We start from the raw sequence: 15,123 nt of genomic DNA on the forward strand, positions 1-15,123 counted from the left end.
CCTTACACCGCAGCGTCGTCGAGCGCGGCCTTGCCGGGGAAGCGCTTCTCGAGCGCGGTGACAATCGTTTTCATGCGCGAACCGAGCGAGCCCTTGATCATCAGCACGTCGCCGGGGCGGAGCGCGCCGACAACCTGAGATTCGAGCTCGGCCGCAGTCTCTGCATAGCCCCCCCGTTTGCCGGAGGAAAGGGCGTCCCAGAGGTGACGCATCAGCGGGCCGCAGCAATACACCAGATCGATCCCGTGGCTCTTCACCGCCTCGGCGAGGCCGCGATGCAGCTCGGGCCCGGTCGGCCCCAGCTCGAGCATGTCGCCGAGCACGGCGATCCGCCGTCCCTGCCCGGTGATCTCGGCGCTGCCGAGCACGCCGAGTGCCGCCGCCATCGAGGCCGGGTTGGCATTGTAGCTCTCGTCGATCAGTGTCGCCGCCCCCTGCCCGAGCTCGAGCGCGCGGCGGACGCCGCGGCCGGCCGCGGGTTGGACCTGCGACAGCGCCAGCGCCGCCAGCGCCAGATCGGCGCCGACCAGATCGGCGGCCGCCAGCACGGCGAGCGAATTCATGGCGATGTGGCGACCCGGAATGCCGAGCTTGTAGGTGACGTCGTGACCGAGAATGCTGGCATGGACCGCCGAGCAATCCGCATGCAGAGCGATGTCGAGCAGCCGTGCCTCCGCCTTGGCGTCGGCGCCGAACGAGACGATGCGGGCGACGCCGGCCTCGGCGGCATTGTCGCACAGCCGCCCAAACATCGGATTATCGCGGTTCAGCACCGCGGTGCCGCCGGGCTCGAGGCCGGCGAAGATTTCCGACTTGGCGTCGGCGATGCCTTCGATACCCGCGAAGAACTCCAGATGCACCGGCTCCACCGTGGTGATGATCGCCACATGGGGTCGCACCATCTTCACCAGAGGTTCGATTTCGCCGGCGTGATTCATGCCAATCTCGAACACCGCGTAGTGCACGCTCTGCGGGCAGCGCGCCAGCGTCAGCGGCACGCCCCAATGGTTGTTGAACGAGGCGACCGAGGCGTGGGTCTCGCCCTGCGCGCCGAGCACACCGCGCAGCGCCTCCTTGGTCGAGGTCTTGCCGACCGACCCTGTGACGGCGATCACACGGCCATCGAGCCGCGCCCGCGCCGCTCGGCCGAGATCGCGCAGGCCGTCGAGCACGTCATCCACCACCAGCAACGGCGCATCCGCCGGAAACTTGTCGCGCTGCGCGGTCTCGACCACCGCGAGCGCGGCGCCGGCCTTGAGCGCGGCCTCGACGAAGGCATGGCCGTCGTGGACGTCGCCCTTGATGGCGAAGTACGCGTCGCCCGGCGCCAGCGTGCGGCTGTCGATCGAGATGCCGAACACGTCGCGTGGCAGTGTGCCGGCCGTGGCGGCGCGCATCGCCGCGATCATCGCCTCGGACGTCCACAGCGGCTGTTTGGTCATGCTGCACTCGCTGATAGCGCCGCCGCGGCGGCTTCGTGATCACTGAAATGCAGCACCGTGTCGCCCACGATCTGCCCGACTTCGTGTCCCTTGCCGGCGATCAGCAGCGCATCGCCCGGCTGCAAATCGCCGATCGCGACGCGGATGGCTTCGGCGCGGTCGCCGATTTCGCGCGCGCCCGGCGCTGCGGCGAGGATCGCGGCGCGGATCGCGGCCGGATCCTCGCTGCGCGGATTGTCGTCGGTGACGATCACCACGTCGGCATTGTTCGCTGCGATCTCGCCCATCAGCGGCCGCTTTCCGGTGTCACGATCGCCGCCGGCGCCGAACACCACGACGAGCTTGCGCCTGGCGTAAGGCCGCAGCGCCTGCAATGCCTTGGCGAGCGCGTCCGGCTTGTGCGCGTAGTCCACGAACACCGGCGCGCCGTTATGCGCGCCGACGAGATCGAGCCGGCCCGGCGCACCTTCGAGATGTTCGAGCGCCGCGAAGGTCGCCGCCGCATCGCCGCCGGTGCCGATCACCAGCCCCGCCGATACCAGCGCGTTCTCGATCTGGAATTCGCCGACCAGCGGCAGCTTGACGGCGACGCGCTGGCCCGCATGTTCGATCAGCAGCTTCTGGCCGAACCCGTCGATCGTCGCTTCGACCAGCTTGATGCCGTCGCCCGGATCGCCGTTGCGGCCGATCGCAATCAACCGCAGCCCGCGCGCGCGCGCGGCTTCGATGACTTCGGCCGAACAATCGTGATCGGCCGAGATCACCGCGGCGCCGCCGTCCTGCACCAGATCGCGGAACAGCCGCAGCTTGGCGTTGAGATAGTGCGCGACCGTCGGGTGGTAGTCCATGTGATCGCGCGATAGGTTGGTGAAACCACCGGCCGCGACCCGCACGCCGTCGAGGCGAAACTGATCGAGCCCGTGCGACGAGGCCTCCAGCGCCAGATGCGTCACGCCCTCGCCGGTGATCTCGTCGATCGAGCGATGCAGCGCGATCGGATCTGGCGTGGTCAGCGATCCGTAGACCGAGCGGGTCGGCGTCACCAGGCCGATGGTTCCGATACTGGCCGAGGCATGGCCGAGCCGCTGCCAGATCTGTCGCGTGAACGCCGCCACCGAGGTCTTGCCGCTGGTGCCGGTGACCGCAGCGATCACGGCCGGCTGGCGCGGATAAAATCGCGCGGCGGCGAGCGCGAGCGCGCGGCGCGGGTTACGCACCGGCACGAACGGAACCGCGAGATCGCCGGCCGACGCGTGGTCGCCGGCCACCGCGACGGCTCCGGCCGCGACGGCGGCGGCGATGAAGCGGGCACCGTCGGTCTTGGCGCCGGCCAGCGCGAAGAACAGGTCGCCCGGTCGCACCGCCCGGCTGTCCACCGCGAGCCCGCCGACGTTCAGATCGGCATGCGGGGCGCCGGTCCTGACATCGTCGCTCAAGAGATCGCGGAGTTTCATGGTCCTCGGGTCCGGTCGGCCGGTTTGGTGAAATTCAACACGCCGACCGGGCTTTTAGCGCAAGCGGCCCGCGGCGCAACACGACTGACGCATCACCGCGCCGCGCCCCGGGCGGCGCTATTGACCAGCTCTCGATGACGCAAGAATGAGGCGGTCGGGCGGCGGCAGGTCGAAGCGCGGCTCGAGCCCGAGCAACGGCGCGATTCGTGCGATCACATTGCCACCGGTGGGAACCGCGTTCCAGCCCGAGGTGATGAAGCCGTGGGTCTCCGGCAGCGCCTTCGGCTCGTCCAGCATCACCAGCACCTGATATCGCGGATTGTCCATCGGCAGTACCGCGGTGAAGGAGTTGAGCACCTGCTTCTTGGCGTAGCGGCCGTTGACGACCTTCTCCGACGTGCCGGTCTTGCCGCCGAGATAATAGCCCTTGGCGATCTGCTCGGCAGTCTTGGCAGTGCCGACCTCGGCATTGAGCCGCATCAGATAGCGGATCTTGTCGCTGGTCTCCGGCTTAACCACGCGTTTGGCGATCTTTTGGGCTTCTTCCTCGGTGCGCCGCAGGAAGGTCGGCGGGATCAGAAGGCCGCCATTGACCATCGCGTTGATTCCCATCACCGCCTGCAGCGGCGCCACCGCGATGCCGTGGCCGAACGAAATGGTGATGGTGTTGAGATCGCCCCAGCGCTTCGGCACGATCGGCGACGCGCTTTCGGGCAGCTCGGTGCGCAACCGGTCGAGCTGACCGACCTTCTTGAGGAACGCCTTGTGCGCCTCGACGCCCATCGACAGCGCCACGCGGGCTGCGCCGACGTTGGACGAATAGGTGAAGACTTCGGCGAGCGAGATCGCGCGGCCCATGTTGTGGGTGTCGTGGATCTTGAACTTGCCGTAGTGCAGCGGCCCGCGCGCATCGTACATCGAATGCAGCGTCGCCTTGCCGGCATCCAGCGCCATCGCCAGCGTCAGCGTCTTGAAGGTCGAGCCCATCTCGTACACGCCGGTGGTCAGCCGGTTGATGCGATCGGGATCGTTGGCCTCCTTCGGATTGTTCGGGTCGAAGTCCGGCAGCGACACCATCGCGACGATCTCGCCGGTCTTGACGTTGGAGACCAGTCCCGACGCCGCCTTGGCGCTGTACTTCTCCTTGGCCTTGATCAGTTCGTCGCGCAGCGCGTGCTCGACGCGGATATCGACGGCGAGTTCGACCGGCTTCTGCAGCCGGTCGGAAGCGAAGCCGGCGCGGTGCAGGTCGGCGAGCCCATTGGTATCGAGCCATTTTTCGATACCGGCGATGCCCTGGTTGTCGATGTTGACGAGGCCGATCAGATGCGAGACCTCGGGCCCGGTCGGATACACGCGCTTGTTCTCGCGCAGGAAGCCGATGCCCGGAATGCCGAGGTTCTTGATGTCGGCCTGCTGCCGCGGCGAGATTTCGCGCTTCAGCCAGACGAAGCCCTTCTTCGACGCCAGCCGTTCGCGCACTTCCTGCGTCTCGAGATCCGGCAGCGTCGCGGTGAGCAGCTCGACCGCCTCGTCCTGATCGATGATGCGGCGGGGTTCGCCGAACAGCGACGGCGTCTTCACGTCGGTGGCCAGAATGGTGCCGTTGCGATCGACGATATCAGGACGCGCGGTGGCGATGGCGTCGGAGCCGCCGGCGCGCCGCGTGCCGTGGCTGTCGCCGAGCACGGCGATCATCGACAGCTTGAACGCGATGATGCCGTACACCGCCGCGAAGGCGATCATCGCCAGGCCGACGCGGGCGCGCGCCTTGGCGTCGCGATCGACGTCCTTGCCGTAGATCAGGCTACGGATCATGCGGCGGCGCCAGTTGACGTGATGCCCGACGAGCGGGAGCGACGGTTCGGTCAATGCGCGGCCTCCGACACCGGCAGCGAGCCGGTGATCATGTCGGGGTCGATCTTCTCGATCATCGAGGCGATCGGATCTGGATCGCCCGGATTGACGATGCTCGGCGGCCGCTCCGGCAGGTTCTTGAGCTGGTCGAACTGGCGGGCGTTGATCGGCTTCAGCTTGAGGTGGCGCTCGGCGAGGCCCTGCAGACGACCGGGCGCGTCGAGCTTGGCCCATTCGGCGCGGAGCTGGGCGATCGCCTCGCGCTCCTTGCGCACTTCGGCATGGAGCTGCAGCACCTTCTCGGTGCGCACCGTCGACTCCATCTTGATCCGGTAGACATAGGCCGCGGCGAACACCAGCATGGCGATCACGGCGACATGAATGATGCGCATCATCGGCCGGCCCTCATCCCGCCGGCCGTCATCACGCCCGCGAGCGTCGGCCAGCCCGGCAGGTCGTCCGGTGCGTGCGCGGGCGCATCCGTGCGCTCGCCGCCGCGCAGCTTGGCCGAGCGCGCGCGCGGATTGGCGGCGACCTCGGCGTCGCCGGCCACGACGGGGCGCTTGGTCAGCACGGTGAAGCTCGGCGCGGCCAGCGCCAGTTCGGGCTGATGCCGCGAGCCGCCGCCGGTGCGGCTGCGCTCGGTCAGGAAGGTCTTGACGATGCGGTCTTCCAGCGAATGAAACGACACCACCGCGAGCCGGCCGCCCGGCTTCAGCACGCGCTCCGCCGCGGCGAGCGCCTGATACAATTCGTCGAGCTCCTCGTTGACGAAAATCCGCAGCGCCTGGAACGTCCGCGTCGCCGGATGGATCTCGCCGGGCTTGCTGCGCACCACCTTGCCGACGATGTCGGCGAGCGCCCTGGTCGTGGTGATCGGCGCCTCCTTGCGGGCGACGATGATCGCCTTGGCGACGTGCCGCGAATAGCGCTCCTCGCCGAAGATGTAGATGATGTTGGCAAGATCGGTCTCAGATGCGTGGGCCACCACGTCGGCCGCGCTCGGCCCGTCACCGCCCATCCGCATGTCGAGCGGGCCGTCGAGCCGGAACGAGAAGCCGCGTTCGGCCTGATCGACCTGCATCGACGACACGCCGATATCCATCACCACGCCGTCGACGCGGTCGTGCCCCTGCGCGGCGCAGACCTCGGCCAGATTGGAGAAGCGGTCCTCGACCAGCGTCAGCCGCCCGCCGGCGCTCTGCACAAGATCGAAGCCGCCGGCGATCGCCGTGCGGTCGCGGTCGATCGCGAGCACGCGGGTGTCCGCCGTCTGCAAAATCAGTCGCGAATAGCCGCCCGCCCCGAAAGTGCCGTCCACGTAAATGCCGCCTGCGCGCGGAGCCAGCAGGCCGACCGCCTCGTGCCCCAGGACCGGAATATGGCGCGGCGCTGCCTCGCTCATGCGCCCTGCCCGCGCGGCGCGCAGCGTCGCCCATCGGCCGGGATCGAACGCCAGGGCCGGATCGGCTTTCGCAGAGACATTGTCGGCAACCGGCGCATCGTGGGTCGAAACTCCCGGTTCCACACGGAAATCGGCCGGCGCACCGGTCCCCCACACTGGCGAACCCTGCGCTCCGGCGGAAATCTGTTGGATTGCCATCGGCTTATGGGCTGTTCAGAGGGGGCCGGCGGTTCCCGGCAATACGGCTCTTCACCCCTCAGTAACGTCTCTTAGCCTTAAGAAAACGTTGACGGCGGCCGGTCACGATCCGGCGATCTTCACGTTTTCAACCGCTTGCCCCAGCGGTATCTGGTGATGCCGATCATCCACACTCCACAGAAAACGACCAAATCATGACATCCGCGCGTTGCGACCCGTGGTCGTGCCCGGGATAGTGGGTACGGCGCTGCGTGTCGCACGCCTTCGCCGTTCTCCTGCCGGGTTTGGATAGTGTGATGCCAGCTTCGTTCGCGTCTGCGGGTCCAGAGTCGAAACAACGACGTATCGTCCCACTGCCCAAGGGCATCGTGGCCATGCAGACTTTCATTCCAGATTCTTCAGTCGTTTCCGATGTGATCCCCTCGCCGAATTTCGGCGAACGCAACAAGGGCCGGCAGCCCGACATGATCGTGCTGCACTATACCGGCATGCCCGACGTCGAGAGCGCGCTGACCCGGCTGTGCAAGGCCGGCACCGAGGTCTCGGCGCATTACGTCGTGCTCGAGGACGGCCGGATCCTGCAATGCGTGCAGGAAGCCAAGCGCGCCTGGCACGCCGGTGTCGCCAAATGGGCGGGCGAGGACGACATCAACTCCTGCTCGATCGGCATCGAGATCATCAATCGCGGCCACGACTGGGGCTATCCCGACTACCCGCTGCGGCAGATCGCGGCGGTGATCGCGCTGTGCCGCGGCATCATCATTCGCCGCGGCATCGCCCCGCATCGCGTGCTCGGCCATTCCGACGTGGCGCCGGCACGCAAGAAGGACCCAGGCGAGAAATTCCCGTGGCGCTCGCTCGCCGCCTCCGGCGTCGGCCTGTTCGTCGAGCCGGCCCGGATCGAGCCGGACAGCGAGACGCTGAAGCACGGCGCCGAGGGCGACGACGTGCGCGCCCTGCAGCAGGCGCTGGCCGATTACGGTTACGGCATCGCCGTCAGCGGCAAATACGACCACGCCACCACCGAGGTGGTGACCGCCTTCCAGCGCCACTTCCGCCCCGAGAAGGTCGACGGCATCGCCGACAGCTCGACGCTGGCGACCCTGCACGCGCTGCTCGGCATCCTGCCCGCCGACGCGCACCCGCTCGCCGCGGCGGGCTGAGGGGGGCCCACGCCGCGCCCTTTCGCCTTGACGCAGCGGCGCGGAGCCCGCATGGCTTGCCGCGTCAGTCGGCCGGACGGCCGCTCCGGCAAGCGCCGAAAGGCCGCCGGGGAGGAAAGTCCGGGCTCCATCGACATACGGTGCCGGATAACGTCCGGCGGGGGCAACCCCAGGGAAAGTGCCACAGAGAACGAACCGCTTCTCTCATTCTTCCCTCCCCCGCTTGCGGGGAAGGGTCAGGGTGGGGGCGAGTAAGGGTGAAAAGGTGCGGTAAGAGCGCACCGCGTCGCCGGCAACGGAGACGGCATGGTAAACCCCACCGGGAGCAAAACCGAATAGGGACGGCATCGCGGATAGTTCGCTCTTCGGAGCGATAACTCCGCAGGGTGATGTCAAACCCGCCGTCCGGGTAGGTTGCTCGAGGCGCTGTGCAAACAGCGTCCCAGAGGAATGGCCGTCGCGCAGCACCTCGCTTCAACGCGAGCGCTGCCCTCCAGAACCCGGCTTACAGGCCGGCTGATACTTCTTCATGAGGGGCTCGGCGGAAACGCCGGGCCCTTCGCCTTCAATATGAGACACTGTCCTCCCTGAACTCCGTCATCCAAAAGCTCGATGAGAAACCCGAGCCGATCAGAGTACAGAGGTCAGTTCTTAAATCGAGCGAGGGCCAGCTCGATCATTGAATCCTCAAACAGCCGCAACTTACGTTGAGACGCTTCACCACCCCCAAGCCACTTCTTTAGCCCCAACTTTACGGCTTCCAAGTTAGGTTCCACCTTATCGTGACTTAACAACCAATCGACAGTGGCCAACAACTCCATCCCTAACGGATACTCAAACCCATCAATAAGAGCCGTAGTTCGATCGAGAGCACCGATGAATTGCTTAGCTTCTGTTGCCCTGAGGTAGGTACCCACAACATCCTTCTTCGTCCCCTCAAACCAAATTGTATCAAGGATGCTCGCATCTGCTACTCTCTTCTCGCAGTGAAGGTAACTACCATCCAAGCTATTTAGCAGATGCCCTAATGTCGGAGCGTACGGACCGTATTTGTCGGCCTTAAAATCGAGCCTAAGCGGACTCGCTAGCCCAGCCAGCACTATTTGCCTCTGCAAAAGGTAAGCGAGCTTCTGGATTTCCAACAGAGTACATTCAAATCCCAGGACAGAATAACGCCGCACCAGTTCCGCGACCAACGCTCGCGCAGACGTCAGCTTTTCGACCCCTGAAGGCTTCGCCACGTTCTGATAGCGAGCCGTAGGCTCATAAACGATGATCTGAACATCAAGATCGCCCATGGCCGACTCGATAAGAGGTCTAACAGACTTCCAATCTAGACCTCCGTTGCCGCTACCGAGCGGCGGAAGCGCAATCGACTTGATTTCATGCTCACGAATAAACCGTACCAAATCATTCAATCCATCCTTGATCCACTCAATCTTGGACGGATTGCGCCAATGCTGCTTGGTTGGGAAATTTATGATCCACTTAGGCCCACCAATGAGATCCTTTCGCTCAGTCGCGAATATCTGCCCCACTTTGATCTGATGAGCCTTGCACGCCACCGAGTACGCACGAAAATTCTCAGGAAACGCCTCCTTGAACATTAAGGCAATCCCCTTCCCCATCACACCGACTGTATTCACGGTATTGACCAAAGCCTCAGCATCCGCCTTGAGCAAGTTACCCTCAGTGAAGGTAATCATCAGAAATACCATCCTCGTTTGGTGTGAACTTCTAGGTTTAGCTTCCGCTTAGACACCAAATCGGCTGCCCATAACCTTTGCTTATCATCGCAACACGCTAAATAGAGCAGAGCATCGATTGGCATGTGCTGATGCACTAACGCCTCTGCCATGTAACGATTCGTCTTGTCCGGATCGTCGTTGTCTCTGCTAAAATCACTAGCCCGCAAAATCTTCCAGTCGATTTGCTTTAGGCCATCCACGGTGTTGTAGTAGTTTGCTAGTGATGCGCACGCGTGTCTGTCCGTAATCGCAAACGGCACATTTTTCTCGCGTAGACGCGCAAGCGAAGTAACAAGAAGCATGATTTGCTCATTGTCGCGCTGCTGCACGTTCCGGCCAGTATGAATATTGTATGCCATTATCGAGCGCGGAGTGAAATAAAAGGGGACGTAGTCCCCCAAGGTCCCATGAGGCTTAACGGGAACAGGCCAGGTTCTCCGTTTGTCGATCAACTCCACAAGGCCGATGTTGACGAAGTTGGGGTCTTGCTTGTTGGAGTTACGGCAGTGCACGCCATTGTCCAAAATCCAAGCCAAATTGTCCCTGTGGGTAATGCGGAAGATTAGCGCACTTTCCGCTGTGAGCTCCGGCAGCGCCACAATTCTCTCCCATAGAGCAGAACAGTCTCGTAGATGCGTATAATCTGCCCTCCAAGTCGAGGCTAGATCGGCAAGAATCGATTCTATTGAGAGAACATAAAAAGAACGTCGCGGCCTTGTCAACATATACTGACGACGCTTGACCGATGATAGCGCCCATCAGTGTGTTGCAGCGGCGGTCTATTGCGGCAGTTCCTCAATGCCCCCCGCCCCCAGCCGCCGCCGGGTTCGCCGGCTTCGCGACCAGCACTACCAGCGTGCTCAACCCGATGTAGAAAATCGTCAGCAAAAAGAACGCGTCGCCGAAGCTCATCGTCACGGCCTGGCGGTGGACGATCTGGTTGAACTGTTTCAGCGCCATCATCGAAGCGTCGCCCATGCCCTGAAAACGCTGGATCAGCATATTGAGGAAGTCGACCGCCTGGGCGTTGCCCCAGTTCACCTTGTCGTGCAGACGCGAGATGTGGAAGTCGGTGCGGTTGTCGAGCGCGGTGTTGATCAGCGCGAGGCCGAGCGCGCCGCCGAGGTTTCGGGTCAGGTTGAACAGGCCCGACGCGTTCTTGACGCGCTCCGGCGGCAGCGTGCCAAGCGCGATGTTGTTGACCGGCACCATCGCCATCATCATGCCAATGCCGCGGCAGACCTGCGGCCACAGCAGCTCGTAGAAGTCGTAGTCGCGCGTGATCCAGGTCATCTGCCAGGTGCCGGCGGCGAACAGCAACAGGCCAACCGCGATCAGGATGCGCATATCGACCAGCGTCATCAGCCGGCCGACCAGCGGCGCCGACAGGAACATCGCGATGCCGGAGACGAACATCGTCTCACCGATCATCAGCGCGCTGTAGCCGCGGACCTCGGCGAGGTAGCGCGGATAGATGTAGGTCAGGCCGTACAGGCCGATGCCGACGCAGAACGAGAACAGGCAGCCGAACGCGAAATTGCGATTGGTGAAGGCGCGGATGTCGACGATCGGCTCGCGCGCGGTCAGCACTCGGAAGAAGAACGCCACGCCGCAGACCACGCAGACGATCGCGAAGATGAAGATCGACTCGTCGTTGAACCAGTCGTTGCGCGGCCCCTCTTCCAGCACGTATTCGAGCGAGCCGAGGAAGCCGGCCATGAAGCCGAGGCCGAACCAGTCGAAATGATCGAGCAGCTCGTAATGCGGCTCGTCGAAATCGACCAGCGCGAGCACGCCGATGGTGATGCCGATGCCGGGCACGACGTTGATGAAGAACAGCCAATGCCACGACATCAAATCGGTGATGTAGCCGCCGACGGTGGGTCCGATGGTCGGCGCCAGCGTCGCGACCAGGCCGATGATCGGCCCGACCAGATTGAACTTGGAGCGCGGAAACACCGTGTAGGCCGAGGCGAACACGGTCGGGATCATGCCGGCGCCGAGGAAACCCTGGATCGCGCGCCACACGATCATCTCGGCGATCGACGAGGTGAAGCCGCACATCAGGCTGGCGAAGGTGAAGCCGGCCGCCGAGATGGCGAACAGGTTGCGCGTGCCGAGCGCGCGTGACAGGAAGCCGGACAGCGGGATCGCGATCACTTCGGCGATCAGATACGAGGTCTGCACCCAGGAGACTTCGGACGACGACGCCGACAGGCCGGCCTGGATTTCCGACAGAGATGCCGAGACGATCTGGATGTCCAGGATCGACATGAACATCCCGAACACCATGATCAGGAACGCGAACAGTCGGCTCGCCGGCACGTGTTCCGACGGCTCCTGCGGCACGGCTCCAGCCGTTGCGGTGGTCGATGCCGACATCGGCAATTCCTTAGAGTTCGGCCTGAAACGCCCTATCCGTCATTGCGAGCGAAGCGAAGCAATCCAGCTCAGTGCCCGGCGATGGATTGCTTCGTCGCTTCGCTCCTCGCAATGACGGAGGCGACGACGCTTACTTCCCCGTCCGCGTATCGACCTTGACGTAGACCGACATGCCGGCGCGGAGCAGGCCTTCGCGGGCGACGTCGGCGGGGACGCGGATGCGGACCGGGACGCGCTGCACGATCTTCGTGAAGTTGCCGGTGGCGTTGTCGGGCGGCAGCAGCGTGAACACCTGTCCGGCCGCCGGCGCGAGGCTCTCCACCGTGCCTTCGATCTTGCGGCCCGAATAGGCGTCGACCGAGACGTCCACAGTCTGGCCCGGCTTCAAGCGCGCCAGCTGCGTTTCCTTGAAATTGGCGTCGACATAGACGCCGTCGAGCGGGACGATGTTGGCGAGCCGCTGGCCGGCATTGATGTAGTCGCCGGTGTTGACCAGGCGGTTGGAGAACACGCCTTCGACCGGCGCGCGGACATTGGTGAAGTCGAGATCGCGCTCGGCCTTCGCCAGCGCGCTCTGCAGCTCGGCGAGCTGGGCCCGAGCCTCGGCCTGCTGCGCCTTGGTGACTTCGACATTGTCGCGTGCGGCGTCAAAGGCAGCCTTGGCGGCGGCCACCGAGGCGACGCCCTGATCGCGGCTGGCCTGCGAGGTCTCGAACACGGCGCGCGAGGCGAAGCCCTTGGTGCTCAGCGCCTGCTGGCGATCGAAATCGAGATCGGCGCGCTTGGCCGCCGCTTCGGCGGAGGTGAGCTGGGCCTGCGCCTGCTCGACCGCGCTCTGCTGCGCGGTCACCTGGCGACCGATCCGCTCGATCGTGGCCTGCTGGGTGGCAATCTTGGCGCGCGCGCTGTCGACCGCGATCTTGTAATCGCCGTCGTCGATCTTGAACACGACCTGCCCGGCCTTCACCAGCGTGTTGTCACCCGGCAGGATCGCGGCGATGTGGCCGGCGACGCGCGCGCCGAGCGTGGTGTTGTTGGCGCGCACATAGGCGTCGTCGGTCGAGACCATGAAGCGTCCGACCAGCATGTAGTCGGTGCCGAAGTAAGCGACCGCAGCCAGCGCCGCGAGGCCGACGCCGAGCAGGATCATCCGCTTGCGCTTCGGCTTTTTCACCACCGGCGCCGGGCGCGCGGGGGTCGCGACCGGCTCCGCCTCGCTGTCGGCCTGTGGCGGCTCGGCGAGCTTCAGCGAGGTCTCTTCGTGCGCGGACTTCCGGGGCTCCACCGGCGCAACGCCGGCTCCGGAGGCGACGACGTCATCCTGCTCGGACTCAGACCTGATCACCCGGGCAGCAGCTTGGTCGCGACCGGACATGAGAGCTTCTCCCTGACTGGCTCACACGTGAGCACCTGCCGGGACGTCGCCCCTGACAGCCGTTCCCAACTATATTGACCGAACGGTTCGGTCAAGGTAGTTTCCTGCGCAAAGCCTAGCAGCACTGCCCAAGCATTGTGCTTACAGGCGGTGGCGCCGATCACTTTTTTGGGACACGCTGAACCAATGGTTGCACCCGTCGCCCTCTCCGGCTCCGACGACGACAGCGCGAAGCGGCGCCAGATCGTCAAGGGTGCCCGCACGGTGTTTCTCGAGCAGGGCTTCGATGGCGCCAGCATGGGCGAGATCGCCCGCGCCGCAGGGGTCTCCAAAGGCACGCTGTACGTCTATTTCGCCGACAAGAACGCGCTGTTCTGCGAGATCATGCAGCAGGAGAGCGTGGCGCAGGGCATGTTGGCGTTCGAGTTCTCGCCGGACCTCGACGTCGAAACGTCCCTGAAGGTGTTCGGCGCGGCCTACATCAAGCTGCTGTGCGATCCGCGTGGGGCATCGGCGATCCGGACCGTGATGGCGATCGCCGAGCGGATGCCGGACGTGGGCCGCCACTACTACGAGCGCGTCATCGCCAATTCGCTCGGCAAATTCACCCGCTATCTCCAGCAACAGGTGCAGGCCGGCGCGCTGCAGATCGAAGACTGCCACCTCGCCGCGGCGCAGTTCACCAAGCTGTGCCAGGCGACGCTGTTCTTGCCGTACATCTTCCAGACGACGGGCGCCCCCTCCCCCGAACACATCGCCGAAGTCGTCGACAGCGCGACGCGGATGTTTCTGGCGGCCTACGGGAAGAAGCCCGGCAACTAAGCCGCAGGACTAATCGTCCTCGGCTTCATCGCGATCCACCGCCTTGCGCGCGGTCGCGCGGCCGATCGAGCCGGTCGGGCCGTTCCAGCCGCTCGACGCGTAGGGATTGCGCTGCTGCAGCCGCGCAGCGATGACTTCACCGGGCACTGCCGCCGGCTTGCAGATGCTGCGCGCGCTACGCCGGCGCATCAGATCGACGTGGATGTGATCGTAGTGGTAGACGTTGGATCCCGGCGCCAGCACGGTGGTGAATACCTGACACGCCGAATCCTGGACGTCGTGCAGGAACGCCTGCTCTTCCGGCAATCCCTTCCAACCGCCTTTCACGGTGATGCGACGGCCGTCGGCCAGGATGAAAGCCGCGATGTCCAGCGCGTTGCCGAACGCGTGCTCGGAAATATGCGCATTCGGATTGCCGTTCATGCCGCGGCAGGAATACGCGGAGATCTGCTTGATTTCGACCACGCGCACGCCGAACCAACGCATCGCGGCCGGCTGCACGGACTCGGCGAGCCAGCGATCCAGCGCCGAGACGATCGGGCACGCCAACGTCGCGGTCGGCTTCAGCGCGACCGGACCGACCGAGCCGGTGACGGTGCCCTGCGCCGGGCCGAGCCGCGGTAACGGCCGCTGTTCCTCGGGATAGCGCTGCGATGGGTTGGGCTCGCGCGACGCGCCGTAGCCGGTGACGTTCTCGGCCGGCGGACGCTCCCCGCCTTCTGGCGGCAGTTCGATGTCCTGCGCGGCCGGCGCGGTGCCCGGTGCACTCAGCGACACAGGGCCGCCGCGTCCATTGTCGATGCCGGCGTTCGCCCCATAGCCGCTCGGCGCGGCGCCGTAGGACGGCTGCTGCTGCGCCGGATAGCTGCGCGACTGCGCACCGTAGTTTGGCTGAGAGCCGTAGCTTGGCTGAGAGCCATAGCCTTGCTGCGCGCCGGGCCAGCGCGGCTGCGAGCCGCCGCCGACGGAAGCCGGCGGACGCAGATCGTCGGCGAAACCGATCGCGCTGCTTTCACCGAGCGCGGCGACCTTCAAAGGAAACTCGGCGCCGCACACACCGGGACCGGAGATCGGATCGATCCGGACCAGATCCGGCCCCTCCTTGACGGCGCCGGATTTCAGACAAGCGACCTCGGCCTCGGCTCGCCAGGGCTCGCGCTCGGCGGTCTGAAACAGACCGCGTCCACAACCAGCAAGCGATACGAGGACGATGGAGCCGACGAGATACAAACGAACTCCGCGCGTCATGCGCGCACAGTCGCTCAATCTCATTAATG

General features: G+C 64.9%; 12 protein-coding genes and 1 other RNA gene. 3 read left to right on the forward strand and 10 right to left on the reverse strand.

What is annotated here, in order from left to right; genetic code table 11:
- Positions 1–2: 2 nt before the first annotated feature.
- From IP86_RS07790 to rsmH, 5 genes are all read right to left on the reverse strand, one after another.
- Complete coding sequence (locus IP86_RS07790) at positions 3–1,442, reverse strand: UDP-N-acetylmuramoylalanyl-D-glutamyl-2,6-diaminopimelate--D-alanyl-D-alanine ligase (protein ID WP_054161949.1); 1,440 nt, start codon at positions 1,440–1,442, stop codon at positions 3–5.
- Positions 1,439–2,896, reverse strand: a complete 1,458-nt coding sequence (locus tag IP86_RS07795; RefSeq protein WP_054161950.1) for a UDP-N-acetylmuramoyl-L-alanyl-D-glutamate--2,6-diaminopimelate ligase — start codon at positions 2,894–2,896, stop codon at positions 1,439–1,441. Before IP86_RS07795 ends, IP86_RS07790 begins: the two co-directional genes overlap by 4 nt.
- Before the next feature lie 117 nt (positions 2,897–3,013).
- A complete protein-coding gene (locus tag IP86_RS07800) occupies positions 3,014–4,714 on the reverse strand; it encodes a peptidoglycan D,D-transpeptidase FtsI family protein (RefSeq protein ID WP_054161973.1) in 1,701 nt (566 codons plus the stop codon).
- A 50-nt stretch (positions 4,715–4,764) separates the two neighbouring features.
- A complete protein-coding gene (gene ftsL, locus IP86_RS07805) occupies positions 4,765–5,145 on the reverse strand; it encodes a cell division protein FtsL (RefSeq protein WP_054161974.1) in 381 nt (126 codons plus the stop codon).
- Complete coding sequence (gene rsmH / locus IP86_RS07810; RefSeq protein ID WP_502693991.1) at positions 5,145–6,356, reverse strand: 16S rRNA (cytosine(1402)-N(4))-methyltransferase RsmH; 1,212 nt, start codon at positions 6,354–6,356, stop codon at positions 5,145–5,147. Before rsmH ends, ftsL begins: the two co-directional genes overlap by 1 nt.
- 293 nt (positions 6,357–6,649) lie before the next feature.
- On the opposite strand from rsmH, the gene IP86_RS07815 reads away from it, so the two are divergent.
- Together IP86_RS07815 and rnpB are read left to right on the forward strand one after the other, a co-directional pair.
- Positions 6,650–7,519 (forward strand): N-acetylmuramoyl-L-alanine amidase, encoded by an 870-nt coding sequence (locus IP86_RS07815; protein WP_082363885.1) that lies wholly within the window; start codon positions 6,650–6,652, stop codon positions 7,517–7,519.
- A gap of 64 nt (positions 7,520–7,583) precedes the next feature.
- An RNA gene (rnpB, locus tag IP86_RS07930) (RNase P RNA component class A) lies at positions 7,584–8,043 on the forward strand.
- Between the two features lie 120 nt (positions 8,044–8,163).
- Here the strand turns inward: rnpB and darG are convergent.
- The 4 genes from darG to IP86_RS07835 all read right to left on the reverse strand — a co-directional run bounded on the left by darG (position 8,164) and on the right by IP86_RS07835 (position 13,024).
- Positions 8,164–9,225 (reverse strand): type II toxin-antitoxin system antitoxin DNA ADP-ribosyl glycohydrolase DarG, encoded by a 1,062-nt coding sequence (gene darG / locus IP86_RS07820; protein WP_054161952.1) that lies wholly within the window; start codon positions 9,223–9,225, stop codon positions 8,164–8,166.
- A complete protein-coding gene (darT, locus tag IP86_RS07825) occupies positions 9,225–9,866 on the reverse strand; it encodes a type II toxin-antitoxin system toxin DNA ADP-ribosyl transferase DarT (protein ID WP_054161953.1) in 642 nt (213 codons plus the stop codon). Before darT ends, darG begins: the two co-directional genes overlap by 1 nt.
- Before the next feature lie 196 nt (positions 9,867–10,062).
- A complete protein-coding gene (locus tag IP86_RS07830; protein WP_054161954.1) occupies positions 10,063–11,649 on the reverse strand; it encodes a DHA2 family efflux MFS transporter permease subunit in 1,587 nt (528 codons plus the stop codon).
- A gap of 130 nt (positions 11,650–11,779) precedes the next feature.
- A complete protein-coding gene (locus IP86_RS07835) occupies positions 11,780–13,024 on the reverse strand; it encodes an HlyD family secretion protein (RefSeq protein ID WP_054161955.1) in 1,245 nt (414 codons plus the stop codon).
- 186 nt (positions 13,025–13,210) lie between these two features.
- Between IP86_RS07835 and IP86_RS07840 the strand changes: the two genes are divergently transcribed.
- The gene (locus IP86_RS07840; protein WP_054161956.1) at positions 13,211–13,846 is read left to right on the forward strand and encodes a TetR/AcrR family transcriptional regulator; all 636 of its coding nucleotides are present in this window, start codon (positions 13,211–13,213) and stop codon (positions 13,844–13,846) included.
- A 9-nt stretch (positions 13,847–13,855) separates the two neighbouring features.
- On the opposite strand, the gene IP86_RS07845 is transcribed toward IP86_RS07840, so the two are convergent.
- Positions 13,856–15,094 (reverse strand): extensin-like domain-containing protein, encoded by a 1,239-nt coding sequence (locus tag IP86_RS07845; RefSeq protein ID WP_054161957.1) that lies wholly within the window; start codon positions 15,092–15,094, stop codon positions 13,856–13,858.
- Positions 15,095–15,123: the final 29 nt, after the last annotated feature.

The organism is Rhodopseudomonas sp. AAP120 (assembly GCF_001295845.1).
Taxonomy (GTDB): Bacteria; Pseudomonadota; Alphaproteobacteria; order Rhizobiales; family Xanthobacteraceae; genus Rhodopseudomonas.

Coding starts and splice junctions, on each gene's coding strand:
- IP86_RS07790 (WP_054161949.1), bottom strand. CDS start 1,442: ATGACCAAACAGCCGCTGTGGACGTCCGAGGCGATGATCGCGGCGATG.
- IP86_RS07795 (WP_054161950.1), bottom strand. CDS start 2,896: ATGAAACTCCGCGATCTCTTGAGCGACGATGTCAGGACCGGCGCCCCG.
- IP86_RS07800 (WP_054161973.1), bottom strand. CDS start 4,714: ATGATCCGTAGCCTGATCTACGGCAAGGACGTCGATCGCGACGCCAAG.
- ftsL (WP_054161974.1), bottom strand. CDS start 5,145: ATGCGCATCATTCATGTCGCCGTGATCGCCATGCTGGTGTTCGCCGCG.
- rsmH (WP_502693991.1), bottom strand. CDS start 6,356: ATGGCAATCCAACAGATTTCCGCCGGAGCGCAGGGTTCGCCAGTGTGG.
- darG (WP_054161952.1), bottom strand. CDS start 9,225: ATGATTACCTTCACTGAGGGTAACTTGCTCAAGGCGGATGCTGAGGCT.
- IP86_RS07830 (WP_054161954.1), bottom strand. CDS start 11,649: ATGTCGGCATCGACCACCGCAACGGCTGGAGCCGTGCCGCAGGAGCCG.
- IP86_RS07835 (WP_054161955.1), bottom strand. CDS start 13,024: ATGTCCGGTCGCGACCAAGCTGCTGCCCGGGTGATCAGGTCTGAGTCC.
- IP86_RS07840 (WP_054161956.1), top strand. CDS start 13,211: ATGGTTGCACCCGTCGCCCTCTCCGGCTCCGACGACGACAGCGCGAAG.
- IP86_RS07845 (WP_054161957.1), bottom strand. CDS start 15,094: ATGACGCGCGGAGTTCGTTTGTATCTCGTCGGCTCCATCGTCCTCGTA.